The following is a 24947-nucleotide window of genomic DNA, read 5'->3' on the forward strand; positions in this document are numbered from 1 at the left end:
TTTTCACTAACTTTTTCTCGTCGTGAACCTTGCAACCGCTGTAATTGAAATCAGGTCTCAACCACAACGGCCGCGAATTATAGAGCCTCTCACTTTCAGCGCAAGATCTTTTTGCGATGAAAGCGATCGTTTGCCTATTTTTTGTGCGAATTGAACGATCTTTATCTACCCATTGTCTATAAACGTTGTTAATGTACATTTCTTAGTCACTTAGAACGAAAATAAAGACAAATAAAAGGTAGGCCGATGAAGTTACTATCCCGAGCTATCATTCTTAGCTTGTTGATCAGCCCCGTTAGTCTGGCTGCACAGCAAACGCTAGTCGAACCGACAGATCCTGAGCTCTATCAACCGAGCGCTGAGATTATAAGGTTAGCGAAGACCTATGATCGGATGCTCGGTTATTACGCTAAGCGAAATTTTTCATCGACACGCAGTGTCAGAGTTCTCCTCAGTAACTACCCACAACATGTTGAACCTATTCTTTACGCCGCTTTTGAACGCGAACCTCATCTTTATAGACATATCATCCGAGCTGCGATTCACGCAGAGCCAGGCTTTACTCGTGACATTATGACAATGGCATTGAATATGGATATGGCTGATCCAGCCGAGATAGTGAAAATTGCTGTAGAAGCCGAGCCAAGTTATGCCGACGATATCGTATCGACCGCTGGCAAGAGTCATCCAGAGGAACTCGAAGATATCGTACGGGTTGCCGTGCAGATAGAGCCTCAGATGGCCGACAGCATCATGCGCTCAGCTAGCGATCAACAACCGGGTAAATTAGAGTCTATCGTTGCCGCTACATTGGAAGCAGTTCCCGCATTTGGTAACTACTTAGCGACATCATTAATGGATTTGATAGGTTTTGCTGGCACAGATGACGTGACTGATACCTCTCGCAGCGCTGAACAAATTCACCAACGAGAACGTGCAATGCAGGTTCTGCGCGGTGCGCGCCGGGCTGGCGTAGGTAACGACCAATTGCAAATTATTGCCGATAACTATGGCATTCAATTAAGTGAACTGAATTCTGTAGAACCAGCTAGCAACTAACAGCTACTCTACGCGCACAAAAAAAGGCCGGCTAATAGCCGGCCTTTTTCATTCTCGCGAACGAGAACTTATTCTTCTACTGTTACTTCTTCAGCTTCAGTAGCTTCAACTTCTGGACGGTCAACTAATTCAACGTATGCCATAGGCGCGTTATCACCCGCACGGAAGCCACACTTCAAAATACGAGTGTAACCACCAGCACGTTCTTGATAACGTGGACCTAAGGTGCTGAACAATTTACCAACCACTTCTTGGTCACGTGTACGAGCAAACGCCAAACGACGATTTGCTACGCTATCTTGCTTCGCTAAAGTGATGAGCGGCTCGATTACACGGCGCAGCTCTTTTGCTTTTGGCAATGTGGTTTTGATCACTTCGTGACGAACCAACGAGCTAGCCATGTTGCTGAACATCGCTTTACGGTGACTGCTGTTACGGTTGAGTTGACGACCACTCTTACGATGGCGCATACCTATACCCTTCTCAGTAATTCTCTGTAAAAGATAACTTAGTCCCGATCAACCAAGCTTGACGGTGGCCAGTTCTCGAGACGCATGCCTAATGACAAGCCACGAGACGCCAAAACGTCCTTGATTTCGGTGAGCGATTTTTTACCCAAGTTAGGAGTCTTCAATAACTCCACTTCGGTACGCTGCACTAAGTCACCAATGTACTGAATAGCTTCTGCTTTCAAACAGTTTGCAGAACGCACAGTTAATTCCAAATCGTCTACTGGACGCAGAAGGATCGGATCGAACTCCGGCTTCTCTTCTTTTGCTTCTGGCTCGCTCATGTCGCGTAATTCAACAAACGCTTCTAGCTGTTCAGCCAAAATAGTTGCTGCGCGGCGAATAGCTTCTTCAGGATCTAAAGTGCCATTCGTTTCCATGTCAATAATCAGCTTATCCAAGTCAGTACGTTGCTCAACACGCGCAGAATCTACGCTGTAAGCAATTCGCTCAACTGGGCTGAAAGAAGCATCGACCAATAATCGACCGATTGGACGCTCTTCATCGTCAGCGGACTGACGCGCCGAGGCTGGTACGTAACCGCGACCACGTTCTACACGAATCGACATTTCGATTTCCGTGTCACCTGTTAAGGTACAGATCATGTGATCAGGATTAACGATTTCAACATCACCGTCATGAATGATGTCGCCAGCCAAGACAGGGCCCGCTCCAGATTTCTTCAAGGTCAGAACAGATGCATCTTTGCCTTCCATGCGCACTGCTAAACCTTTCAGGTTCAACAGAATTTCGATGATATCTTCCTGAACACCCTCTTTACTGCTGTACTCATGCTGTACGCCAGTAATTTCGACTTCCGTCACTGCACAACCTGGCATCGACGATAGCAAAATACGACGTAGCGCATTGCCCAGCGTGTGACCAAAGCCACGCTCAAGAGGCTCCAACGTCACCTTTGCGTGAGTCGGGCTGATTTGTTCAATGTCGACTAACCTCGGTTTTAGGAATTCGGTAACAGAACCCTGCATTGTGTCCTCTCTTATGCTTAAGCTTTACTTAGAGTAAAGCTCTACGATCAACTGTTCGTTAATTTCCGCAGACAAATCTGAACGCTCTGGAAGACGTTTGAACTGACCTTCCAATTTGCTGTTGTCTACTTCCAACCACACTGGTTTTTCACGCTGGTCTGCGAGTTCCAATGCAGCTGCGATACGTGCTTGCTTTTTCGCTTTTTCGCGAACAGACACGACATCTTCTGGACGAACCTTGAACGATGGGATGTTAACAACAGTACCGTTAACAACAACACCTTTATGGCTCACCAGCTGACGCGCTTCCGCACGAGTAGACGCGAAGCCCATACGGTACACCACGTTGTCCAAGCGCGACTCAAGCAGTTGCAACAGGTTTTCACCGGTGTTGCCTTTTATACGAGCAGCTTCTTTATAGTAGTTACGGAATTGACGCTCCAAGATGCCGTACATACGACGAACTTTTTGCTTTTCACGTAACTGTAAACCGTAATCAGACAGACGGCCACGACGGGCGCCATGCTGACCAGGTGCGCTTTCGAGTTTACATTTCGTATCGATTGCGCGGACGCCGCTTTTCAGGAACAAATCTGTTCCTTCGCGACGACTCAGTTTGAGTTTAGGACCCAAATATCTTGCCATGATCTTTCTCCAACTATCGTATGGCGCCTATTAAACGCGACGTTTCTTAGGCGGACGACATCCGTTGTGAGGAATCGGTGTCACATCGGTAATGTTCGTGATGCGATAACCTACCGCGTTCAGTGCACGAATCGATGACTCGCGACCAGGACCTGGGCCCTTTACGAACACTTCAAGGTTTTTCAAACCGTATTCCTTTGCCATTTCACCAGCGCGCTCTGCTGCAACCTGTGCTGCGAACGGGGTTGATTTACGTGAACCACGGAAACCAGACCCACCTGCTGTCGCCCATGACAGGGCATTACCCTGACGATCGGTGATAGTCACAATGGTGTTATTAAAAGATGCATGGATATGAGCCATGCCGTCAGCGACTTGCTTTTTAACGCGCTTACGAGTACGAGTTGGTTGCTTAGCCATTTCTCAACTCCCTACTTCTTGATTGGTTTACGCGGACCTTTACGGGTGCGCGCATTAGTTTTAGTGCGCTGTCCACGTAGAGGCAAGCCACGACGATGACGGAGACCACGGAAACAACCGAGATCCATCAGACGTTTGATATTCATTGAAACTTCGCGACGAAGATCACCTTCAACAGCAAATTTACCTACTGCTTCACGAAGCAAGTCCAGTTTTTCTTCTGACAATGAGCCGATCTTTGTGTCCTCGGCGATACCGACTGCTTCTAAGATGTGCTTAGAGCGAGTACGGCCGATTCCGTAGATCGCAGTCAAGGCAATGACTGCATGCTTGTTGTCAGGAACGTTAATGCCAGCGATACGGGCCACTAACACGTCTCCTATAATTAATGGGTGACCAGTTGAAAAGCCCGTTAGGATACTCAACCGGTCGCCAGATTGCAAACATATCAAAAGCCGCAGCCAAAACTAATTCTTGGCCGCGGTCTTCTTCTTCGAATTAACCTTGCCGTTGCTTATGCTTTGGATCACTACAAATGACGCGCACAACACCGTTGCGCTTGATCACTTTGCAGTTACGGCAGATTTTCTTCACGGAAGCACGAACTTTCATTGCTACACTCCGTAATTATCCAATCTTAACGGCCGAAGCCCTTGAGATTAGCTTTCTTCAGGACCGAATCATACTGATGAGACATCAGATGGGTTTGGACCTGTGCCATAAAGTCCATGATGACCACAACGATAATCAGGAGTGACGTTCCACCGAAGTAGAATTGCACGTTCCAAATAATCATCATGAACTCAGGAACCAGACAGACTAAAGTAATGTATAAGGCGCCTGCAAGCGTCAAACGGGTCATTACTTTATCGATGTAACGCGAGGTTTGCTCACCTGGGCGAATACCCGGAATGAACGCACCTGACTTCTTCAAGTTATCCGCAGTCTCGCGTGGATTGAATACCAACGCGGTATAGAAGAAACAGAAGAAGATGATCGCGGCTGCATACAGCATGACATACAAAGGCTGACCCGGTGACAACGTCAACGACAGCTCTTGTAGGAAGTTTGCTACCATACCCTCACCTTGGCCGAACCAAGTTGCGATAGTGCCTGGGAACAAAATAATGCTCGATGCAAAGATTGGCGGAATAACACCAGCCATATTAACTTTCAATGGCAAGTGAGTGCTTTGCGCAGCGAAGACCTTACGGCCCTGCTGACGTTTTGCATAGTTCACCACAATACGACGTTGGCCGCGTTCTACGAACACAACAAACGCTGTTACCGCGATGACAATAACGCCAATCAATAACAACACCAACAAATGTAAATCACCTTGACGAGCTTGCTCTGCTGTCTGCCCAATGGCAGACGGGAGGCCCGCTACAATACCGGTGAATATAAGAATAGAGATACCGTTACCAATACCACGTTCGGTAATTTGCTCACCTAACCACATTAAGAACATGGTGCCGGTGACCAAACTTACGATAGCTGTGAAATAGAACGCTGGACCTGGGTCAATGACCAAGCCCGGCATCATATTTGGTAAGCCAGTCGCGATACCAATGGATTGGAACGTTGCGAGTATCAATGTACCCCAACGCGTGTATTGACTGATCTTACGTCGTCCAGACTCGCCTTCTTTCTTTAACTCAGCTAAGCGTGGGTGAACCACCGACGCTAGCTGCATAATGATTGAGGCGGAAATGTACGGCATAATTCCCAGTGCAAAAATTGATGCGCGTTCCAGAGCACCACCGCTGAACATGTTAAACATGGCAACGATAGTGTCTTTCTGCTGATCAAACAATTGCGCCAATACAGCGGCATCTATACCAGGAATCGGCACAAAGGAGCCCGCACGGAACACGATTAACGCGCCGAGTACAAACAGCAGTCGACGTCTTAGTTCCGAGGTGCCGCCTTGAGCTCTGTTAGATTCCAATCCTGGTTTAGCCATTTGCCCTATCCTTCGATTTTGCCGCCAGCAGCTTCAATAGCTTCTTTGGCGCCTTTAGTGACCTTGATGCCTTGCACAGTAACGGCACGCTTAATTTCGCCAGACTTGATGACTTTTACGTTCAACACGTCTTTACGAACCAAGCCTGCATCTTTCAATGCAGCTAACGTTACGGTGTCACCAGCAAGCTTTGCAATCTCAGCTAGGTTAACTTCAGCAGTGGTCATAGCCTTGCGTGAAGTAAAACCAAACTTAGGCAAGCGACGCTGAATTGGCATTTGACCGCCTTCAAATCCTGGCTTAACAGTACCACCAGAACGCGAAGTTTGACCTTTATGGCCACGACCAGCTGTTTTACCCAATCCTGAACCGATTCCTCGGCCCACACGTTTTTTACTAGTTTTAGCACCAGGTGCAGGGGAGATAGTATTTAGAAACATGTCTTAGTCCTCCACCTTTACCATGTAATAGACTTGGTTAACCATACCGCGCACAGCTGGGGTATCTTCCAGCTCTACCGTGTGATTAATACGGCGTAGACCAAGACCACGAAGGGTAGCTTTGTGTTTCGGCAAGCGACCGATTGAGCTACGCGTTTGTGTAACTTTGATTGTCTTATTCGCCATTGTTCACTACCCCAAAATCTCGTCAACGCGCAATCCACGCTTCGCCGCTACTTGCTCTGGCGATTTCATGTCATTAAGTGCCTTAATAGTGGCACGAACAACGTTGATTGGATTGGTTGAACCATATGCTTTTGACAGCACGTTGTGTACACCTGCGACTTCAAGTACTGCACGCATCGCACCACCGGCGATGATACCTGTACCTTCAGAAGCTGGCTGCATAAATACCTGTGAACCTGAATGACGGCCTTTAACAGGATGCTGTAGGGTGTCGCCTTTCAGCTGCACGGTTACCATGTTGCGACGCGCTTTTTCCATTGCTTTTTGAATAGCAGCTGGAACTTCGCGTGCTTTACCATAACCGAAACCCACTTTACCCTGACCATCACCAACCACAGTCAGTGCAGTGAAGCTAAAGATGCGACCACCTTTAACAACCTTCGCTACACGGTTTACTGTGATCAGCTTTTCTTGCAGGTCACTTTGTTGAGCTTCTACATTTGCATTTGCCATGTTCGTCTCCTAGAACTGAAGTCCGGCTTCACGAGCTGCGTCAGCCAAAGCTGCCACACGACCGTGATAACGGAAACCACTGCGATCGAAAGCGACGCTTTTCACGCCTTTTTCCATCGCCCGTTCTGCAATCAGTTTTCCAACCGCTTTTGCCGCATCGATGTTGCCAGTCACTTTGACTTGCTCACGAATTGACTTTTCTGCAGTTGAAGCTGCTGCCAATACTTCAGAACCGTTCGGTGCAATTAGCTGAGCGTAAATGTGCCGTGGTGTACGGTGAACGACCAGGCGGTTAGCACCCAACTCTTGCATTTTCTTACGAGCGCGAGTGGCGCGGCGTAAGCGAGCTGATTTCTTGTCCATCGTTTTACCTTACTTTTTCTTGGCTTCTTTACGGCGCACTTGCTCATCGGCATAACGTACACCTTTGCCTTTATAAGGCTCAGGCTTACGGTAAGCACGAATATTAGCGGCAACTTGGCCGACTAATTGCTTGTCAACACCTTTAACGACAACTTCAGTTTGTGTTGGGACTTCGATAGTGATTCCTTGCGGAATATCGAACTCAACAGGGTGAGAGAAGCCCAAGGTCAGGTTCAGTTTTGAACCGGCAGTATTTGCCCGGTAACCGACACCAACCAATTGCAACTTGCGCTCATACCCTTGCGCAACACCAACCACCATATTTTGCAGTAACGCGCGTGCGGTACCCGCTTGAGCAGTTGCATTCGCAACGCCTTCACGAGCAACGGTACGTAAAACTTTGTCTTCTTGCACAAGTTCTACAGCGTCATTAACTACACGGCTCAATGAGCCTTTGGCACCTTTAATTGTGACTTCCTGACCGTTCAGCGTAACTTCAACGCCAGCAGGAATGGCAATAGGTGCTTTAGCAACACGTGACATTTCCTAACTCCTCGTTACGCAACGTAGCCGATAACTTCGCCGCCTAAACCCGCTTTACGAGCGGCACGGTCGGTCATCAGACCCTTGGAAGTTGAGACTACGGCGACACCCAAACCACCCATTACTTTAGGTAGTTCATTACGTTTCTTATAGATACGTAAACCTGGGCGACTAACGCGCTCAATTGATTCGATAACAGGGCTACCTTCAAAGTATTTCAATGTCACTTCAAGTTCTGCTTTCACATCACCTGAAACACTGAAATCCGCGATATAACCTTCTTCTTTCAGAACTTGGGCAATAGCCACTTTCTGTTTAGAAGCAGGCATGCGCACGGCAACTTTGTTAGCACCCTGAGCGTTGCGGATGCGAGTGAACATATCCGCAATTGGATCTTGCATGCTCATATTTGCTTTCTCCCGTGACTCGTGGCTTACCAGCTAGCTTTTTTCAAGCCAGGAATTTCACCGCGCATCGCTTTCTCACGGACTTTAATACGGCTCATGCCGAATTTCCGTAAGAAACCGTGTGGGCGGCCCGTTACGCGACAGCGGTTACGCTGACGGCTAGGGCTTGAATCACGCGGAAGGCTTTGCAATTTAAGCACTGCTTCCCAACGCTCCTCATCCGAAGTTTTCGGATCGCTGATCACAGCTTTTAATGCGATGCGTTTCTCTGCGTATTTTTCGACAAGCTTTGAACGCTTGACTTCACGCATTTTCATTGACTCTTTTGCCATAACTCTACACCTTACTTCTTGAACGGGAAGTTGAAGGCAGCGAGCAAAGCGCGAGCTTCGTCATCAGTGCCTGCAGTAGTAGTGATAGTGATATCCAAACCACGCACCTTGTCGACTTTATCAAAGTCGATTTCGGGGAAAATGATTTGCTCACGCACACCCATACTGTAATTTCCACGTCCGTCGAAAGATTTCGGATTCAAACCACGGAAGTCGCGAATACGTGGAATTGCAATCACAATTAAGCGTTGCAAAAAGTCCCACATACGTTCGCCACGCAGAGTCACCTTACAGCCAATCGGGTAGCCTTCACGGATTTTGAAGCCAGCGACAGATTTACGAGCAACTGTGCGGATTGGACGCTGACCAGAAATTGCTTCCAGGTCTGCTGCCGCGTTGTCGAGAATCTTTTTGTCTGCCAGAGCTTCACCCACACCCATATTGAGTGTGATTTTTTCAATCCGAGGGACTTGCATGACGCTGTTGTAGCCGAACTGTTTAACAAGTTCAGGAACTACTGATTCTTTGTAAAAATCATGCAGTTTCGCCATCGTAAAACTCCAAATTTAAATTAAATGATTGCGTCGTTTGATTTGAAGAAGCGAACTTTCTTGCCATCTTCAATTCGAAAACCAACACGATCTGCTTTACCAGTCTCTGGGTTATAAACCGCAACGTTAGAAACGTCGATTGAAGCTTCTTGCTCAATCACACCGCCAGCAACGCCTAAAGCCGGATTTGGCTTTTGGTGCTTCTTAACGATGTTCACGCCTTCAACGAACACTCGGTTCTTCGTGGTATCGACTTTCAGCACTTTACCGCGCTTACCTTTGTCTTTACCCGCCAGGACTACTACTTCGTCATCACGTTTAATTTTTGCCGCCATGTCTGACTCCTTACAGTACTTCTGGTGCCAGTGAGACAATCTTCATGAATTGCTCTGAACGCAATTCACGAGTCACTGGGCCAAAGATACGCGTGCCAATCGGCTGCATATTGTTGTTTAACAAGACAGCCGCGTTGCGGTCAAAACGGATGACTGACCCGTCTTGACGACGGACGCCTTTTCTGGTGCGAACGACCACCGCATTAACAACATCACCTTTCTTCACTTTGCCGCGAGGAATCGCTTCTTTAATAGAAACTTTGATGATATCGCCAATGTTTGCGTACCGGCGGTGCGAGCCACCCAGAACCTTAATACATTGTACGCTGCGAGCGCCCGAGTTATCGGCCACGTCCAGTGTAGTTTGCATTTGGATCATTGCAGTGCTCCGCTTAAGTAATAAAACAGACCCTCTCGGGTCGAGTTTCTCTCAACTCAGAAAAAAGAGAATAAGAGACTTCCCCTTATAAAAAGGGCGGCGAATTGTAACAGATAAAAAATTCAGATGGTAGTGCGAGAGCAGATTATTTCGATTGTTTTCTGAGGACGTTCGCGGTAATTGATACCGACTTTAAAAACGAGCGACAAGTATACCCGAAATAGACCTAAAAACGCCACTTATTTATAAGTCAGCGATAGATTTAATCTGCGTTCAAGCGCCGCTCGACCACGTCGAATAAGTTGGCAAGCACTTGAGCAAAATGGTAAATTCCATCGTACTTAACGAGAGATATCAGTCCATCGAACATCGTTTTTGAATCACAAAAAGGGTTCTCATGACACTTGCAACGCTCGTGCTTTTGCCATTCGCTGGAGCGATATTACCTTTACTGATGCGACAGCACAGTCGGCTGGTGCTTACCGGCATCACCTTTGCGATTGCGGCAGTCAGCTTCATTTTAATGCTGACGTTGCTGCCACAAACCTTGGCGGGTGAAGTACCACTATCAACCTATGCATGGTTGCCCGACCTTGGTCTCAATTTATCATTCCGCTTAGACGGACTGTCGTTACTATTCGTTACTCTGATCAGCGGGATCGGTTTACTCATTATTTTCTACGCCCATTATTATTTGAGCGCAAAAGATGATGCCGGCCGCTTTTATGCCTGTCTATTACTGTTCATGGGCTCGATGCTGGGTATCGTCACAGCCAACAACATGATTCTCATGTGGCTGTTTTGGGAATTAACCAGTATTTCTTCGTTTTTGCTCATTGGTTATTGGTTCCATAAGAGCGAAGCTAGACGCGGTGCACGCATGGCATTGGCGGTTACTGGAGCGGGTGGACTCGCGTTATTAGCTGGCTTGCTATTAATCGGTAATATTGCGGGTAGCTACGAAATTGACGCGGTGTTTGCAGCTGCAGATACGATTCGAGAACACGCATTATATATTCCAGCACTCCTGTTAGTGTTACTCGGTGCCTTTACCAAGTCAGCCCAATTCCCATTCCAATTCTGGCTTCCACATGCCATGTCTGCACCAACGCCTGTGAGTGCTTACTTGCACTCGGCAACCATGGTGAAAGCAGGTATTTTCCTCCTCGCCCGCTTTTCTCCGGTGCTCGGTGGAACCAATGAGTGGTTTGTCTTGGTGACCCTGACCGGCTTAGCAACCATGCTCTTCGGTGCCTATTTCGCGCTGCTTAAAACCGATTTAAAAGGGCTGTTGGCATTCTCTACCATCAGTCATCTAGGTCTAATTACGATGCTGCTTGGCATCGGTACGCATGGCGCACAACTTGCTGCGTTATTCCATATTCTAAATCATGCGACCTTCAAAGCCGGTTTATTTATGGTTGCCGGCATTGTTGACCACGAAACAGGGAGCCGTGACATACGCAAGCTCAGCGGCTTACGCAAGGCGATGCCCTATACCATGATACTGGCTTTGATTGCCTCAGCAGCGATGGCTGGACTCCCGTTCTTGAATGGCTTCTTATCCAAGGAAATGTTTTTTGCGGAAGCTTATGAGCAGGACTTATTTGGTGGGTTGTCCTGGTTAGTACCGGTATTAGCAACCGTCGGTGCCATGCTATCCGTCGCTTACTCGATTCGGTTTGTCCAAGATGTATTCTTTGGTGCACCGAGCAAAGATTTGCCGCGGACACCACACGAAGCGCCGTTGGGCATGCGCGCGCCGGTCATTTTGTTAGCGACGCTTTGTATTGCTGTGGGTCTAGCCCCAATGTTCTTCACAGAGTCATTGCTAACTCCAGCAATCAATGTGGTAGCGGGCGTCGTTCAGCCTTTCTCCATCTACCTCTGGCACGGTTTTAATATTCCATTATTGATGAGCGCTCTCGCAGTAGCGGGTGGTGTAATCATCTACCTCAGTCGCAATGAATTGTTCACCTTTAATCGAAAATTTGACCATGGCGATGCCAAAGAAATCTTTGCCGCAATTGTGAGTAGGATTACTGCCTGGTCTGATGAAACGATGCAGAAAATCGAAACAGGATCCCTACAACGTTATATTGCTGCAGTGTTGGTACTGGTACTTATTTTTGTCATCCCTGAACTGGCACAAATAGAAGCGTTACAAGGTAATCGTGAGTTACTCCCAATCGATATGGTAAGCGTTGTCGGTGCCGTTGTATTGATACTTGCCTCGTTGGGAACTGCTATTTTGCACCGGCAACGACTGACCTCATTGATGATGCTCTCAGTGGTTGGCTTGATGGTTTCTATGGCATTTATTCACTTTTCAGCACCCGATCTGGCGATGACGCAGTTGGTTGTTGAAGTAGTCAGTATCATTTTGATGATACTCGCGCTGTTTTTTATGCCGCAACGCATTCCAAGAGCATCCAGTGGTCGCCGGGTTGCACGTGACATTTTGCTGGCAGGCTTGATTGGCGGGATAGTCGGGACGCTAAATTATGCGCTATTAACGCGCGAATTCACGAGTATCTCAGAGTTCTTTTTACTGAACTCCAAACCGGGTGGCGGTGGCACCAACGTGGTGAATGTCATTCTGGTCGACTTCCGTGGTTTTGATACCTTGGGTGAAATCACGGTCTTGGCAATCGCCGCAGCTGGAATTCACAAATTATTGAATAACCTGAGACCATTTATGCCCTCCAGTGATGTGGATGGGCGCGCTTGGCACACCATCAAGCACCCACTATTGGTTCAAGTGGTATCGCAAGCGTTGCTGCCACTTGCACTGATGGTGTCGGCCTATATCTTCCTGCGCGGTCACAATTTACCAGGCGGCGGCTTTATTGCTGGACTCATCACCGCAGCCGCAATGATTCTGCAGTACATCTCTAATGGTGTGGAATGGCTGAAAGAACGGTTTGATTACAACTATCAATCACTCACTGCCGTTGGCGTCATGATTGCGCTATTTACTGGAATCGGAAGCTGGTTCTTCGGTGCCAATTTCTTGACTTCTTCGTTCACCTACTTGGATTGGCCGTTGGTTGGTAAGTTTGAAGTTGCGACCGCCATTTTATTTGACTTAGGTGTTTACCTCACCGTTGTTGGAGCCACCTTAATGATACTGGCGAATTTTGGCCAAATGACAACGCGCCATAGACCAAGACAGGAGGGATACTAATGGAATTACTCTATGCAATTACCGTGGGTATGCTGACTGCCAGTAGCGTGTTCCTGATTCTCAGAGGACGTTCGTTCCCCATTGTCATTGGCATCACCATGCTGTCTTACGCGGTGAACTTGTTCCTCTTTTCGACGGGCCGCTTGGTCATTAATGAGGTTCCGATTATTGGTGCCAGCTCGAACCCTACTGACCCGCTGCCGCAAGCACTCGTGCTGACGGCCATCGTGATTGGGTTTGCCATGACTGCTTACTCGATTATCTTAGCGGTGCGTGTGCGCGGTGAGTTAGGCTCAGATGAAGTGAACGATCCAAACTATGAAGAAAATGAGGGGCAACGTTAATGCTGTCTCAACATTTGATTATTTTGCCCATCGTTATTTTATTGTTTGCAGCGTTGCTGCAGCTATTACCTTGGGGTGAGCAACCACAACGCGCTCGCCGCATCATTGGCTTAACGTCGTGTGTGTTGTTGATTGTCGTTGCCATTGCAATGCTCCTCTCAACTTTTGAGGCACCGAGTGTTTATGCTCTTGGCAGTTGGCAAGCACCGTTTGGTATTGTGTTGGTGGCTGACCGCTTAGCTGCAACTATGGTATTACTGACTGCGGTTTTAGCTCTGCCAGTACTTATTTTTGCAAGTCATGGTGAGGATAACCTCGGGTCACATTTCCAGTCACTGTACCAATTTCAGCTTCTTGGAATTATTGGCGCGTTCCTTACTGGTGATCTCTTTAACCTGTTTGTCTTTTTTGAAGTATTGTTGATCTCCAGCTATGCCCTATTAATGCATGGCGGTGGAAAGTTAAAGCTTCGCGCCACTCTTCATTACGTTATCTTAAATTTGACTGGCTCTGCTCTATTTCTTATCAGTCTTGGCGTAATTTACGGTACAGCAGGCACATTGAATATTGCGGACCTAGCTCAAAAGGTTGCTCTACTGACCGGTGACGATGCCTTCATAATGCGTGCTGGCGGCATGCTGTTGCTGATTGTGTTCGGTTTAAAAGCCGCACTGTTACCACTCTATTTCTGGCTACCGCAAGCCTATGCCAACACCACGGGATCGGTTGCCGCACTCTTCGCCATCATGACGAAAGTAGGCGTCTATGCCATTTTGCGGGTATTCACTATTGTGTTTGGTGAAGATGGCGGTGCTGTAGCATTGTTGGGCTATGATTGGCTGTGGTGGCTGGGTCTGTTGACTCTGGCTGCGGGTGGTATTGGAGTTCTCGGTAGCCGCGACTTGCGTTTGTTGATTGCATACCTAGTGGTCATGTCGGTGGGAACTATGCTCACAACCTTTAGCATGAATACTGAACGCGCTATTAGTGCCGTGATGTACTATTTATTACATTCAACCTTTATTACCGGCTGTCTATTCTTATTAGCCGATATTATTGCGGAGCAACGCGGAAAAACCGCCACGCGTATCGTCAAAGGTCGACAACTTGCGCAACATAGCACGCTTGGTATCTTGTTCTTTGCAGCCGCTATCGCTGTAATTGGAATGCCACCTTTATCGGGCTTTATCGGTAAGCTCTTTATACTAGAGGCAGCACGAACTGGTGCACAGGTCGCATTGCTGTGGCCCATCGTGTTGGGTACTACCTTCTTGGTCATGATTGCCCTGTCACGGGCGGGTAGTCGTATGTTCTGGCATGTGCTTGAAGGCAAACCAGGTGAGGTGAAACACCCTTGGACGCAACTAAGCGCCATCGTGTTTTTGGTGGGCTGCAGTATTGCGCTTACCTTGTTCGCGCAACCGCTAGCCGAGTTGACCGAGCAAATTGCTTATGACCTGATGAACCCAAGCTACTATATTGATGCTGTGTTAGGACAACCCGGAGGTAGTCATGAGTAGAATTCTACCGGCTCCATGGTTAAGTCTATTTCTGCTAATCGTCTGGTTACTGCTGCAAAACAGTGTATCGTTTGGACTCGTTGTTCTGGGGGCTATCCTCGCCACAGCAATTCCGTTGTACACGTTCCGTGCGCGCGACTTCCCGCTCACAATCCATCGTCCGGGTACGGCTGTTGTTTATTTCCTTGTGCTGCTGGTCGACATTGTAGTTTCCAACATCGACATTGCGAAAATTATTCTGTTACCGCGCAAGAAAATTAAGCCAGCTCTGATTGAGTATCCGCTTGATTTAACTAATCAGGTTCCGATTACCATATTAGCCTGTACGATAACACTGACACCGGGTACGGTCTCTGCGGAACTCAGTCGGGATGGCAACACCTTGCTGATCCATGCGTTGAACGTGGAAGATGTTGATGCCCTCATTGCGGATATCAAACAACGCTATGAGCGTCGATTGAAGGAGATATTCCAATGTTAGCTTTTGCTGTGCCATTTGCCTTTGTGATGTTCTCGTTAGCATTGCTGATGAACATCTATCGACTGTTTCTTGGACCCGATGCGGCTGATCGCATCTTGGCGCTCGATACCATTTATATTAATTCGTTGGCGTTGCTGATTTTACTCGGCATCTGGCATAACTCGACTGCCTATTTTGAGGCGGCTGTGCTTATCGCCATGCTCGGATTTATTGGCACCATTGCCGCAACGAAATTCTTGTTGCGCGGCGACATCATCGAATAAGGAGACTGTCATGTTAGAACTTCCAACGTGGGCCGATTATCTAGCCAGCTTCTTCATCATTATTGGTGCAAGTTTTGCTGCGGTCGGTTCTTATGGTCTGTTGCGACTCCCTGACTTTATGACTCGTCTCCATGCCCCAACAAAAAACACAACCTTAGGTGTAGGTGGCATTATTCTTGGCTCCATCGTGTACTTTTCAGTGTCTGATTCGTTGAGTCTGCATGAGCTACTGATTGCCATTTTCCTCTTTATGACAGCACCCATCAGTGCCCACTTGTTGGCAAAAGCAGGTCTGCATTTAGAGTACAAAATGATTAGCTCCACGCGAGACCTGCGCGAGCATCCTGAAGACTATAGTGACAAAAGCCAACATACTGCGAAAGAGCGCGATAGCGAGCGTTCCGACTGACATACCGGAGCCGTTCATAGGCAATAGCGCGTAACCTCGATGCAGTTTCGGATAACCGTGCTCAATGTTGCAAGTTGCTGAAAGTCTGCACTAACACCGCGCCCAGAAATAACAATATCATCGGCAGTAATGCGGTTTGAATGGAGCTCGGTAGCATTTGTTGTCGTAAGACTTCCAGCCAAACTAAATCCATTCAGAGTAACCAACAACGCTCCCTCCAATTGCCCTACTGTGGTGAAATTGTGTTGAGCAGCATCAATTGCTGTTTCTACTCGTTGTTCGGGACCATCACGCAGCAGAACATCCGGGCTCGGTACCAATAACTTCGAATCAGAAACAATCAATTCAAAGGTATCTTCTCCTACTTTATGCATACCAATGGAGTGATCTTCAGGCATTTTTTGGATGACTGATTCGTTAGTAGATTGATATTGAATTACAAAAGCACCCGAGCGTTGAAATCCCGATAAATAGCTCGGAGCCCAGGGAATAGTGTAACGAGTTTCTACTTCAGTCAGTGACAGCGGCCAGTTTCCAGAATCAATCCGAAAATAAATCGCTGCTTGCTGCCAAAATAAGATGTCGTCGAGAACCCTACTCGCCTCATGCCAATCCGACACATTATCATTGGGTCGAAACTGATTAGCCCAGGTTGCCGTTAAAATACCCGCAAACAGAACCGCGAGAGGCAAACAGTACCCTTGGTTATGCTTCGCTTTCATAACGAACTCCTAGGGTTTGACTGTCGCTCTTTGCAGCTTCAACAGATGCTCAAGCAACGCTTGATAGTCGCGCTTAAGTCGTTCGCTTTCTGGTCGGTCATCGAAATGTATAGTGCCCTCCAGTAGAGCTTCCGTAGCCTGCCGCAGGCGCACTGCCGCTAAGTTATGCCAAACCAATGGCTGCGCCGAATTGCCCTCTAAACAGCGTTGATAGCCAACCGCAGATGCGTCGTATTGATGTAGCCGGAAACGTACTTGTCCCAAAGAGCACCAGTTTGAATAGGCTCCAGGATTGGCTACCACAGCTTGCTGCCAAAGCCCCTCAGCTTGATGTAAATCACCAATATGGTAGGCCGCAGCGGCAGTCTTCTGTAGTTGCTGAACAAAAGGCTCCTCTTGCTGACTCGTGCTGGCACAACCCGCACACATCAACACCAAAAATAGACTCAGCCTATTCATACAATTCCTCCTCGGTTTCGGTCATGAGTTCAAATCGCAATTGTTCGCCGAACCAAATCTCCAGAGGTAGCTGACAGCCCGCCTCGCATTCGACAATAGAGTACGCTTCTGGACACCGAAGAAATTGACCAGGCTGGATGTTGCGATAGACACCGACAATTTTCTGCTGTCGATCCAGCGCAACCACATCAATTGCAAAGCTCATGCCCCAGGTATGAATTGAACGACAGCACGGAAACCAGTACGCAGTCTGCCGATTACACCCACGCAGTTTCAGCATGCCCATCAATCGTTGCGGGAAATAACGCATCACCTTCACGCGCTTCCATAGACATAAGTTGTACGAGTGAACATAAAACCGTCCAAACTCGAGAGTTTCCGCTGCCATGACTAACCTCCGTGTAGAAATCGCAAAACTAATGGTCCGAGTATGATCAAGAACGTCACTGGGAAAAAACAAAATAGAAGTGGAAATAAGAGTTTCACACCGACCTCTTGGGCTCGTTTTTCGGCGTCGATAATCTGCTTTTGCCGCGCCTCATCGGCTTGATTAAAGAGAGTTTCGGCAAGCTGACTACCGTAACGTAACGACTGAATCGATGCTGTGACAAAGTGCTGGATCCAGACACTCTGGTGAGACTGGCTGAGCTGATTCAGCGCCGCTTCCAAGTCGGTTCCCGTCTGAATATCTCGTTGCACACGTTGCAACAGCCACGTTGCTCTGGACGGGTTTGGAAGTGCCGCCATAGAATAAATTGCAGCGCGCTGCGAAAGTCCTGAGAGCAACAACATGGCATAGATATCTATGGTTGCTGGCCACTGCCGTTCAATTTGATCAGCCCAGAACCGACGTTGTTGCTGTCGTCTTAACAGCCAAACACCAACCACCAAAATTACTAGCAGACGCTGACTATCGGGTTGCGGAATCATCACCAGTGCGAACACAGCGAGGACCACTATGATTCTCTGTAAGAGCCACCGTGAGAGTGTCTGAACCCTATCACTGCCGGTTAAGTCATTTTGTTGAGACCGAAACCATAGCTGCTCGAGATAACTGGCAATCGAGTGTGGAAGTGCTGACTGCACTTTGATCATCATGCGGTCCACAAATTGACTCGCAATGCATTGTTCGATGAGTCGCCAGACGATGACGAGTGACACCATCAGACAACCACACGCTACCAACAGTAACAGAGCGTTAGTCATCAGGTGTCGTCCGAACCAGTTGGCGCACCACCAGATGACCAAGAAACATCAATAACGCCGCACCAAGCAACATCATTTGTCCCATTTGGGTACTCGTCAGTAACTCAGTACCGCTGGGCTGTATCCAGTTCAAAACGATATAAAGACCAACAGGTAAAAACAGCATCACTCGCCCCTGAAGACGGGCTTGTGCAGACAGACTTTTCAGCCGTTCTTCCGCGTAGATTTTTTGTCTGAGCGATTTTGCTAAGCGCTGAAGAATAGTTACTTGTTGCGAGCCGTGTTGACTCCCCAGAGTCAGCGCTAAATACAGTTGATAAACACCGCCGCGTGGAACCCGACGATAGAAATCTTGCAGGCCTGAAGCTAATGAATCACCGAACTGCAAGCGTCTGTTGAGCAGAATAAATTCCTGTTTGATGGGCTGGGGAAGCCGCGGATGTACCGCCTCAAAAGCTGGTGCAAGCGCGAGCCCAGCCGCAAGTGCGTTGGCGAGTGCCTGCACGACATCAGGCAACTGTCGGGATATTTTCGTACATCGACGACCATGCCAATAACGTCGTAACCACGGCAGAATTAAAACCGATGCTATCGTCATTATCAGCGCCCACAATAAACCGAACTGAATCAGTATGAGTAGCGCTGCAGGTCCTACGATAATGCCGATCAAGCCCCAGAATTGGAGTGCTGGAAGAAAAATCAAAAACTCAGCGAGATTGGCTTCTGTTCTAGCAAAGACCTGCTGTTGCAACGCATGTAGCCGTGATTTCTGTAGCAAGGCAAGTGTCAGTGCCATGCTCACACCTGCCGCAAGTGCAACCAGAGTACTGATAATTCCCCAATGGTTCATGGACATTCGCGATACCACTCGGAACCGATACCCGTTGCCACCAACGACTTATCGACGCGATGGAAAATTGGCGTGAGCTGAAACTGCTGCCCCTCCAGACCACTTAACTCCGTAATTGCGGTAACCTGTCGAGCGCCGCTACCACTGCGAGCTATTTGGATGATGACGTCAACCGCACTGCCAATTTGCTGACGGATTGCTGCCAGCGGCAGATCTAATCCTGCCATCAACACCATCACTTCTAACCGCTGCAGAGCATCTCGTGGCGAATTCGCGTGCAAAGTTGTCAACGAACCATCATGTCCGGTATTCATGGCCTGCAGCATATCTAAGGCTTCTGCTCCGCGGCATTCGCCAATAATAATACGGTCAGGCCGCATACGAAGCGCATTCATCAGCAACTCCCGAATACTGATGCTGCCAACACCCTCGCTGTTATTCGGCCGCGCTTCCAGCGCAACTAAATTGTCGTGTGGCAGCTTCAGTTCCGCCGCATCCTCAATAGAGACGATGCGCTGTTCTGAAGCAATTTCTGCGGAGAGGATATTTAGCAGTGTGGTCTTGCCGCTCCCGGTACCTCCGGAAATAAGCATGTTTTTACGTTGCGATATCGCGGCCTGCAAATAGTCTGCTGCAGCTGTCGATAGCGCACTCTGCTTGATCAAATCACTCAGAGTTAACAAACTAGGACTGAACTTACGAATGGTGAGACAGGCTCCCCGAATTGCCAATGGCGCTAACACAGCATTCACGCGTGAACCATCGGGTAATCGCGCATCTACCATGGGCTGCGAGCTATCTAAACGACGACCTAATGGAATCACTATTCGATCAATGACCCGCAACAGGTCAGACTCTTGCGTAAAGCTCACCAACGACTTTTCTAATTTCCCGTCACGTTCGATGAAAATAGACCGATAATCATTCACCATCACCTCGGTTATCGTTGGATCATTCAATAATCTAGCGATACAGCCAAAACCAATGCAATCCTCAACAATATCGGTTAGTTCCTCTGCCGTAGCTATCAAACTTCCACGTGATTCGTTGACTACGGACTCCAGAATAGACAGCGCAGATGCATTTAACTGTTCCGAGTGTAGAGGGCTTGATGACTGCGGGAGACGCTGTAAGCGCTGCTTCAACTCACCTGCAAGCTGTTGCCGCTGTTGATTACTGAGCATGGTGAATCTCCCGTAACCCAGTGCATCCTGCGGTTTGATAAAATTCGCGTTGTCTTTGCGCGCGTTTGGCAGCGGTTTGATCTATTTGAGAATCGTCACGGACGTGCGGAGTGACAATGACGATGAGCTCAGTGGCAGCTGACCGAAACTGTTCCGATAAAAATAAGCGCCCTAATAATGGCACTCGGTGTAGTCCTGGGAATTGATCGGTTTGCAGCGACTGTTCGTGGCTGATTAATCCTGACAGCACAATAGCCTCACCAGAACGACCCGCGATAACCGAAGAGACTTTGCGACTGAGAATTCCAGGAATGCCATTCACTGTAGTGGCAGGATCGATGGAACTAATTTCAGCCCCTACCAGCGTTTTAATCGAGCCATCGCTGAGTAGCTCTGGAGCCATAGAGAGTGCTACGCCATACTCACGAAACGTCACATCTTGTTGTCCCTGCGCCAGCACCTGTGGTATCGGAAACTCACCACCGACAAGGAATTCGGCACTGCCACCACTACGCGCGGATAATAGCGGCTCCGCAAGTAACCGAGCATGCCCTTCACGCTCTAAGAGATCGATTGCTGCTTGAATATCTACTGGCATACTGATGATTTGCGCCGCTTCGCTCGACACCAACGGCCCCGAAACTTGTTGCGGCCAGCGCACACCCAGTTGACGGGTATACTGACGCTTCACCTCAGCAATTTGGACTGCAAGTTCAATCATCGGAACCTGCTGTGCCTGGCGCCAACGAATGCGATTCATCACTTCGGGATAGTCCTGTTCCAAATGGTCGAAGTGCTCTTGCGCAGCGCTATCAAGGTCGCCGCGTAAGAGGATCACGTCCCCATCGTGTTCAACAATCAACTCTGGAAAATTCGCTTGGAGCTGTTCTAGATCTGCGTGTAAACGTCGATTTATCGGGGCTTGAATGTGAACCCGTATGGTTTGTGGAGAACGATTGGGAGCTAGTAATAGAATTTCACTATGTCCCGGCGCCAACCCGCTGATGACGAGCTGATTATTCTGAATCAATTGAGCTTGTAGCAGCTGTTCGCTACCAACCACCACATCACTGCCTTCCTCGACATGAATGAGGAACGTTTGCCCTATTTCAATTTCGTAATTTTTTGCCTGCGCTTCGGGATTGGATGGAATCTCGGCGCTAACCTTAAACGACACTGCAGTGACACTGATGAGGATGTAGATTATAAGGATTCGGGTTGGGCTTATCACTGCACGCGCTCCTGCTGAAAGAAGTGAAGTCTCGACTGCTTTGCGATGGATTGAATAGGTTTGGATTGCGGATGTCGCAACCAGACACTCAACGACTGAAAGCGATACTGCTCAAACATACTCGCTTGTGCAGTACTCATGGCTATGGTCGCAGTGGTCGGCAAAGTTAATTGATGATTTTGAGTGCTTTGAAAATGATCTAAGGCAGCAATCCGAACACCCTGTATCAGTTGCAATTGATCGCGACTGTCGCGTAGGACTAAAGTGACTCGATCACCGACACTCAGCATGCCATGATGACTTTGCTCGAGTCCAAGCGTCACCGTTACCGCTATTTCATCCAACCCGAGCTGTTGACTAAAAAATTGTGAATAATCCAGTTCTAGATCAGCCAGAGTCAGTGGTTGCCCGCGTTCAACAAATGTCGTCAAGCGTCGACCTATAATGGCACCGGCATCTGCGGGAACTAACCAACTATCATTCACATATTCTGGCGGATACATGCGCTGTTGTAGGTTATCCGCGGTGATGACCTGTTCTGCATCAAGGTCATTCGCCATCACAATGACACCCACCATTTGCTTCTGTAGTTCAGCCTGTTGTGCTGCACTGGTCGCAGAAACGTAAGCATTAATTGAGAAATAAGCAGCACTTCCCAATACGCAGGTTGCAACCAACAAGAGGACAAATCGAACTTGCCAAGACAGGCCCGCTAGAACGCCATGATCAGTCTCGGTCATCCTAATGCCCACCCCATCAGTAACAAATAGGACCAAGTCCAGTGTGCCAGTTGCTGCCATTGTTGCCACAACTGAGCCACCAACTCACCGATCGTTTGGTTATGGTCGTTCACTGGCACGGATAAGGCGAACCCGAGTGTCATCGCAACAACGAGCATTTCCGTTAAAGCATGTCCCTTAATCCGCATAGGTCACCCGCAGCACATTGGATCCCGTTGATTGCTCTTGAATAAACCAGTATTCATTGGGCTCGTGTAGTTCAACTGCCATCTGTTTGTGGCCGGTGATAGGCTGACTGAGCACGCGCTGTTGATAGCGAAATTGAATCTGCGAGAGAATTTGCCTCGCACTCCATTGCGTCTCGAAAAGCTCTAACTTTAGCGATGCTGTGTTCTCGGTGAACAGTGCATTACCCAGCCAATGCTGGGTTGATTGTGCGTGATCATTTAGACTCAGTCGCGTTAACCAATGGTGCTGCAACACATGTTGGTAAAGCCATACATAGTCAGTGTCTAAACATAACCAAAGATGCTTCTGAATGTGTTGTTGCACGCAGTCTTGGCTACTCCATTCCCGACGACTGGGCGCAGACTTCAGTTGCCACACAGCGCCCGGTGCCGAACTCACTTGAATCGCTTGCCAGTCATCCAACGGCAGATCAGTCATCACAGGACACCTCTGCACACTTTAACTCGAAGAGCGTTGCGTCAGGATTGCTCCAGCCGAATCGAAAGGACTTCTGAGCGAACTCTCGGGCAATCGGTAAAATGCCGAAGCCATGTACGATGCGATGTAGTCCAGACCGCTGTAATTGTCCGAAACTAGTTAGATTTCGTTGGCGTTCAGATAGCTCATCGAAAGAAGTTGGCGACCAACTATTCTCGAGAACCGCGAGAGCAATCGACTCGGAACTTGCCGGTAAAACCCGCAACGTTGTGTTTGGCAGGTTGATGTCGCCCCATTGCCGCAACGGGTTGAGAATTGGACTAACGGTTCTAGCGAAGTGATCCTCGTTACTAAGCTTGCCGTGGCTAGAGTCCCAGATCGGCTGCAACAACTCTGAGCGACTGTAGTTTATTTTTGTCAGTGCTTGTTCACCGGTATCCCACAGCCAAACTAACCCTGAACTGAGCAACCAAGTGAACACTGCCAAAAACAGCATCGTTTCCATTAATCCAGCACCACACTGACGTCGAAAACCAATCATCGCTGGTTGTCCTCCAGCGCATCCTGCCGCAGCAACAGTTGTCGGTCCAACTGTGTCAACGACTGCAGTTGCCCCTCCCAGAACGGATTGAATAAGTTTGCTTTTTCCAATCGATTATCGCTGCGAGCAAATAATGACTGCGGTCGATAAAATCTAATGCCTGCTTTGGCAACTGCACTGCCACTGCGAACAAAGACACTCGGTGCTTTCTCGGTCGCCAGTTGCGGCCGATCAAAGTAGTAAATTCGCTGTCCCGATTGAATCGTCCGTTGCGTGCTTAGCGCCCAACTCACCGCTCGCGGATTGTAGTGCCGACTCTTCCCAAACGCATCGCGCTCAACCTTATCTATTCGCTGCTGTTGCCGCGCACCCTCGCCCCACGGTAACTCCTGCCATGACCAGAATGCTCGTAGATGCAACGACAAGGTATCCAAGCCCTGCCAATGCCAACGTCCACGCTTATCGACCGTCACCTCAGTTCCACCGGTTTTGATTATTTTTAATGCAAAGAAATCAAACCAAGAATAAGTTCGATGCTGACTGAATGGATCCATGCTTGCTTGCATCCGCGTCAGCAGTGCGCTGTCATCATTGCCGGTGTGGCGTGGTCGAATGAAGCTCCACCACAAGAGCGGGAACGGCAGCAATGTCGGGCTATGAAGGATGTCAAATTCGAATGGCTCTGATGTGTGCAACTTGGCAATATCGGTGAGCGTTGCCGGAATCATGACAGCAAAAGAGGCGCGAACTAAGGTTTGCATAGAACTCAACGCCGTCGTGATGGCCTTTTGCATGATGATGCCAGCCCGAACCAATTGTTCGACGGGTTGCTGAGATTGCCGCACGATAAGCGCGATTTGGCGAGTAACAGCGTTTAAACCTGGCACCCAAGCACTGATGGTTGCGGTGCGCGTTGTACTGGTTCGCAACATTTCGAACCAGCTAGCGATACCGATCAACTGACTCACTACGAGTTGATTGGCCAATAATGCACGGTTGGTCATGGCCAAAATATTCATTTCGCGCGCGAGCAGAACACCCGCTGACAGTGCCAAGTGATCAACAGTGATCTGACGTGTCCAAGATTGGCGTTGCATCTGACCATGCTGTAACACACCAACCAGCATGATCAACAAGGCGAGCATGAGCGGAACTAACCAAATGCTGAGCGAGCCGCGTTGCGCGTATTGAAACGACATCAGTTAGCACTATCGCTTTCGGTACTTTCATCATAATTGCCGAGCGAAATATCTTGTTTGGCAACGGTTTCTGATCGCCGAGCAGCGGCTCGAGCAGTGTTGATGGTGCTGCCCGCACTTTGACCTGATATTTCTTGAGCAATACCAGAGACCTGACTACGAACGGTCTTACCGAGTAATGAATAAACCCCAATGGCGGCCACAGCGATCAGGGCCACAATAATGATGTATTCGGTCATTCCCTGACCAAGCTGTACTCGACGGTTACCTTGACGATATGACATGACGCACCTCCCTGAGCTGAAACT

Annotated in this window: 37 protein-coding genes; 7 read left to right on the forward strand and 30 right to left on the reverse strand. The window is 48.5% G+C overall.

Annotated features, from left to right (window positions below):
- Positions 1-246 precede the first annotated feature (246 nt).
- The gene (locus tag ACN0S4_RS12470; RefSeq protein ID WP_417657994.1) at positions 247-1059 is read left to right on the forward strand and encodes a hypothetical protein; all 813 of its coding nucleotides are present in this window, start codon (positions 247-249) and stop codon (positions 1057-1059) included.
- A gap of 68 nt (positions 1060-1127) precedes the next feature.
- Here the strand turns inward: ACN0S4_RS12470 and rplQ are convergent, their stop codons facing one another.
- The 17 genes from rplQ to rplN form a co-directional block, all read right to left on the reverse strand.
- Positions 1128-1529 carry a 50S ribosomal protein L17 gene (gene rplQ / locus ACN0S4_RS12475; RefSeq protein WP_169931742.1) on the reverse strand — a complete coding sequence of 134 codons (402 nt, stop codon included), beginning with the start codon at positions 1527-1529 and terminating at the stop codon, positions 1128-1130.
- Positions 1530-1567: 38 nt separating this feature from the next.
- Positions 1568-2557, reverse strand: a complete 990-nt coding sequence (locus ACN0S4_RS12480; RefSeq protein WP_417657995.1) for a DNA-directed RNA polymerase subunit alpha — start codon at positions 2555-2557, stop codon at positions 1568-1570.
- A 24-nt stretch (positions 2558-2581) separates the two neighbouring features.
- Positions 2582-3202 carry a 30S ribosomal protein S4 gene (gene rpsD / locus ACN0S4_RS12485; RefSeq protein WP_169931740.1) on the reverse strand — a complete coding sequence of 207 codons (621 nt, stop codon included), beginning with the start codon at positions 3200-3202 and terminating at the stop codon, positions 2582-2584.
- A gap of 30 nt (positions 3203-3232) precedes the next feature.
- Complete coding sequence (gene rpsK, locus ACN0S4_RS12490) at positions 3233-3622, reverse strand: 30S ribosomal protein S11 (protein WP_026861007.1); 390 nt, start codon at positions 3620-3622, stop codon at positions 3233-3235.
- A gap of 11 nt (positions 3623-3633) precedes the next feature.
- Positions 3634-3990, reverse strand: coding sequence for a 30S ribosomal protein S13 (gene rpsM / locus ACN0S4_RS12495; RefSeq protein ID WP_169931739.1), 357 nt, complete (start codon positions 3988-3990; stop codon positions 3634-3636).
- Between the two features lie 130 nt (positions 3991-4120).
- Complete coding sequence (rpmJ, locus tag ACN0S4_RS12500; protein ID WP_055439830.1) at positions 4121-4234, reverse strand: 50S ribosomal protein L36; 114 nt, start codon at positions 4232-4234, stop codon at positions 4121-4123.
- Between the two features lie 25 nt (positions 4235-4259).
- Entirely contained in the window at positions 4260-5588 is a 1329-nt protein-coding gene (gene secY, locus ACN0S4_RS12505) for a preprotein translocase subunit SecY (RefSeq protein ID WP_169931738.1), read from the reverse strand.
- 5 nt (positions 5589-5593) lie between these two features.
- Positions 5594-6028, reverse strand: a complete 435-nt coding sequence (gene rplO, locus ACN0S4_RS12510; RefSeq protein WP_417657996.1) for a 50S ribosomal protein L15 — start codon at positions 6026-6028, stop codon at positions 5594-5596.
- Between the two features lie 3 nt (positions 6029-6031).
- Positions 6032-6214, reverse strand: a complete 183-nt coding sequence (rpmD, locus tag ACN0S4_RS12515) for a 50S ribosomal protein L30 (protein ID WP_169931736.1) — start codon at positions 6212-6214, stop codon at positions 6032-6034.
- Positions 6215-6220: 6 nt separating this feature from the next.
- Positions 6221-6727, reverse strand: a complete 507-nt coding sequence (gene rpsE, locus ACN0S4_RS12520) for a 30S ribosomal protein S5 (RefSeq protein WP_169931735.1) — start codon at positions 6725-6727, stop codon at positions 6221-6223.
- A gap of 9 nt (positions 6728-6736) precedes the next feature.
- Positions 6737-7090 carry a 50S ribosomal protein L18 gene (rplR, locus tag ACN0S4_RS12525; RefSeq protein ID WP_417657997.1) on the reverse strand — a complete coding sequence of 118 codons (354 nt, stop codon included), beginning with the start codon at positions 7088-7090 and terminating at the stop codon, positions 6737-6739.
- A gap of 9 nt (positions 7091-7099) precedes the next feature.
- The gene (gene rplF / locus ACN0S4_RS12530; RefSeq protein ID WP_169931733.1) at positions 7100-7633 is read right to left on the reverse strand and encodes a 50S ribosomal protein L6; all 534 of its coding nucleotides are present in this window, start codon (positions 7631-7633) and stop codon (positions 7100-7102) included.
- A 14-nt stretch (positions 7634-7647) separates the two neighbouring features.
- A complete protein-coding gene (gene rpsH / locus ACN0S4_RS12535; RefSeq protein WP_169931732.1) occupies positions 7648-8040 on the reverse strand; it encodes a 30S ribosomal protein S8 in 393 nt (130 codons plus the stop codon).
- A 26-nt stretch (positions 8041-8066) separates the two neighbouring features.
- Positions 8067-8372, reverse strand: a complete 306-nt coding sequence (rpsN, locus tag ACN0S4_RS12540) for a 30S ribosomal protein S14 (RefSeq protein WP_417657998.1) — start codon at positions 8370-8372, stop codon at positions 8067-8069.
- An 11-nt stretch (positions 8373-8383) separates the two neighbouring features.
- A complete protein-coding gene (gene rplE, locus ACN0S4_RS12545) occupies positions 8384-8923 on the reverse strand; it encodes a 50S ribosomal protein L5 (RefSeq protein WP_169931730.1) in 540 nt (179 codons plus the stop codon).
- Between the two features lie 20 nt (positions 8924-8943).
- Complete coding sequence (rplX, locus tag ACN0S4_RS12550) at positions 8944-9258, reverse strand: 50S ribosomal protein L24 (RefSeq protein WP_169931729.1); 315 nt, start codon at positions 9256-9258, stop codon at positions 8944-8946.
- Between the two features lie 10 nt (positions 9259-9268).
- Positions 9269-9637, reverse strand: a complete 369-nt coding sequence (rplN, locus tag ACN0S4_RS12555; protein ID WP_169931728.1) for a 50S ribosomal protein L14 — start codon at positions 9635-9637, stop codon at positions 9269-9271.
- Positions 9638-10034: 397 nt separating this feature from the next.
- Here rplN and ACN0S4_RS12560 point away from each other — a divergent pair, with 397 nt between their 5' ends.
- From ACN0S4_RS12560 to ACN0S4_RS12585, 6 genes are read left to right on the forward strand one after another with little or no spacing between them, the layout of a single operon-like run.
- Positions 10035-12824, forward strand: coding sequence for a monovalent cation/H+ antiporter subunit A (locus ACN0S4_RS12560; RefSeq protein ID WP_417657999.1), 2790 nt, complete (start codon positions 10035-10037; stop codon positions 12822-12824).
- Positions 12824-13168, forward strand: coding sequence for a Na+/H+ antiporter subunit C (locus ACN0S4_RS12565; protein WP_169931726.1), 345 nt, complete (start codon positions 12824-12826; stop codon positions 13166-13168). Before ACN0S4_RS12560 ends, ACN0S4_RS12565 begins: the two co-directional genes overlap by 1 nt.
- Positions 13168-14688, forward strand: a complete 1521-nt coding sequence (locus ACN0S4_RS12570; protein WP_417658000.1) for a monovalent cation/H+ antiporter subunit D — start codon at positions 13168-13170, stop codon at positions 14686-14688. Before ACN0S4_RS12565 ends, ACN0S4_RS12570 begins: the two co-directional genes overlap by 1 nt.
- A complete protein-coding gene (locus ACN0S4_RS12575; protein WP_417658001.1) occupies positions 14681-15169 on the forward strand; it encodes a Na+/H+ antiporter subunit E in 489 nt (162 codons plus the stop codon). Before ACN0S4_RS12570 ends, ACN0S4_RS12575 begins: the two co-directional genes overlap by 8 nt.
- Complete coding sequence (locus tag ACN0S4_RS12580; protein ID WP_417658002.1) at positions 15163-15432, forward strand: K+/H+ antiporter subunit F; 270 nt, start codon at positions 15163-15165, stop codon at positions 15430-15432. The genes ACN0S4_RS12575 and ACN0S4_RS12580 overlap by 7 nt, the downstream gene beginning before the upstream one ends.
- 10 nt (positions 15433-15442) lie before the next feature.
- On the forward strand, positions 15443-15841 hold the full coding sequence (locus tag ACN0S4_RS12585; RefSeq protein WP_417658003.1) for a Na+/H+ antiporter subunit G: 399 nt from the start codon (positions 15443-15445) through the stop codon (positions 15839-15841).
- A gap of 14 nt (positions 15842-15855) precedes the next feature.
- Here ACN0S4_RS12585 and ACN0S4_RS12590 read toward each other — a convergent pair whose 3' ends face one another.
- From ACN0S4_RS12590 to ACN0S4_RS12650, 13 genes are read right to left on the reverse strand one after another with little or no spacing between them, the layout of a single operon-like run.
- Positions 15856-16563, reverse strand: a complete 708-nt coding sequence (locus ACN0S4_RS12590) for a hypothetical protein (protein ID WP_417658004.1) — start codon at positions 16561-16563, stop codon at positions 15856-15858.
- Positions 16564-16572: 9 nt separating this feature from the next.
- Positions 16573-17022 carry a hypothetical protein gene (locus ACN0S4_RS12595; protein WP_417658005.1) on the reverse strand — a complete coding sequence of 150 codons (450 nt, stop codon included), beginning with the start codon at positions 17020-17022 and terminating at the stop codon, positions 16573-16575.
- Positions 17015-17410 carry a DUF192 domain-containing protein gene (locus tag ACN0S4_RS12600; protein ID WP_417658006.1) on the reverse strand — a complete coding sequence of 132 codons (396 nt, stop codon included), beginning with the start codon at positions 17408-17410 and terminating at the stop codon, positions 17015-17017. The genes ACN0S4_RS12595 and ACN0S4_RS12600 overlap by 8 nt, the downstream gene beginning before the upstream one ends.
- 2 nt (positions 17411-17412) lie before the next feature.
- Entirely contained in the window at positions 17413-18228 is an 816-nt protein-coding gene (locus tag ACN0S4_RS12605; protein WP_417658007.1) for a type II secretion system F family protein, read from the reverse strand.
- Positions 18221-19078 (reverse strand): type II secretion system F family protein, encoded by an 858-nt coding sequence (locus ACN0S4_RS12610; RefSeq protein WP_417658008.1) that lies wholly within the window; start codon positions 19076-19078, stop codon positions 18221-18223. Before ACN0S4_RS12610 ends, ACN0S4_RS12605 begins: the two co-directional genes overlap by 8 nt.
- A complete protein-coding gene (locus ACN0S4_RS12615; protein WP_417658009.1) occupies positions 19075-20262 on the reverse strand; it encodes a CpaF family protein in 1188 nt (395 codons plus the stop codon). The genes ACN0S4_RS12610 and ACN0S4_RS12615 overlap by 4 nt, the downstream gene beginning before the upstream one ends.
- Positions 20252-21493 carry a type II and III secretion system protein family protein gene (locus ACN0S4_RS12620; RefSeq protein ID WP_417658010.1) on the reverse strand — a complete coding sequence of 414 codons (1242 nt, stop codon included), beginning with the start codon at positions 21491-21493 and terminating at the stop codon, positions 20252-20254. Before ACN0S4_RS12620 ends, ACN0S4_RS12615 begins: the two co-directional genes overlap by 11 nt.
- Entirely contained in the window at positions 21490-22233 is a 744-nt protein-coding gene (gene cpaB, locus ACN0S4_RS12625) for a Flp pilus assembly protein CpaB (RefSeq protein WP_417658011.1), read from the reverse strand. Before cpaB ends, ACN0S4_RS12620 begins: the two co-directional genes overlap by 4 nt.
- Positions 22230-22421: a hypothetical protein gene (locus ACN0S4_RS12630; protein WP_417658012.1), complete on the reverse strand. Its 192-nt coding sequence runs from the start codon at positions 22419-22421 to the stop codon at positions 22230-22232. Before ACN0S4_RS12630 ends, cpaB begins: the two co-directional genes overlap by 4 nt.
- Positions 22411-22899, reverse strand: coding sequence for a hypothetical protein (locus ACN0S4_RS12635; RefSeq protein WP_417658013.1), 489 nt, complete (start codon positions 22897-22899; stop codon positions 22411-22413). Before ACN0S4_RS12635 ends, ACN0S4_RS12630 begins: the two co-directional genes overlap by 11 nt.
- A complete protein-coding gene (locus ACN0S4_RS12640) occupies positions 22892-23440 on the reverse strand; it encodes a hypothetical protein (protein WP_417658014.1) in 549 nt (182 codons plus the stop codon). The genes ACN0S4_RS12635 and ACN0S4_RS12640 overlap by 8 nt, the downstream gene beginning before the upstream one ends.
- The gene (locus tag ACN0S4_RS12645; protein WP_417658015.1) at positions 23437-24639 is read right to left on the reverse strand and encodes a hypothetical protein; all 1203 of its coding nucleotides are present in this window, start codon (positions 24637-24639) and stop codon (positions 23437-23439) included. The genes ACN0S4_RS12640 and ACN0S4_RS12645 overlap by 4 nt, the downstream gene beginning before the upstream one ends.
- Entirely contained in the window at positions 24639-24923 is a 285-nt protein-coding gene (locus tag ACN0S4_RS12650; protein ID WP_417658016.1) for a Flp family type IVb pilin, read from the reverse strand. Before ACN0S4_RS12650 ends, ACN0S4_RS12645 begins: the two co-directional genes overlap by 1 nt.
- Positions 24924-24947 lie beyond the last annotated feature (24 nt).

This window comes from Pseudidiomarina aestuarii, from assembly GCF_048263735.1.
In the GTDB taxonomy this organism is placed as follows: Bacteria; Pseudomonadota; Gammaproteobacteria; order Enterobacterales; family Alteromonadaceae; genus Pseudidiomarina; species Pseudidiomarina aestuarii_B.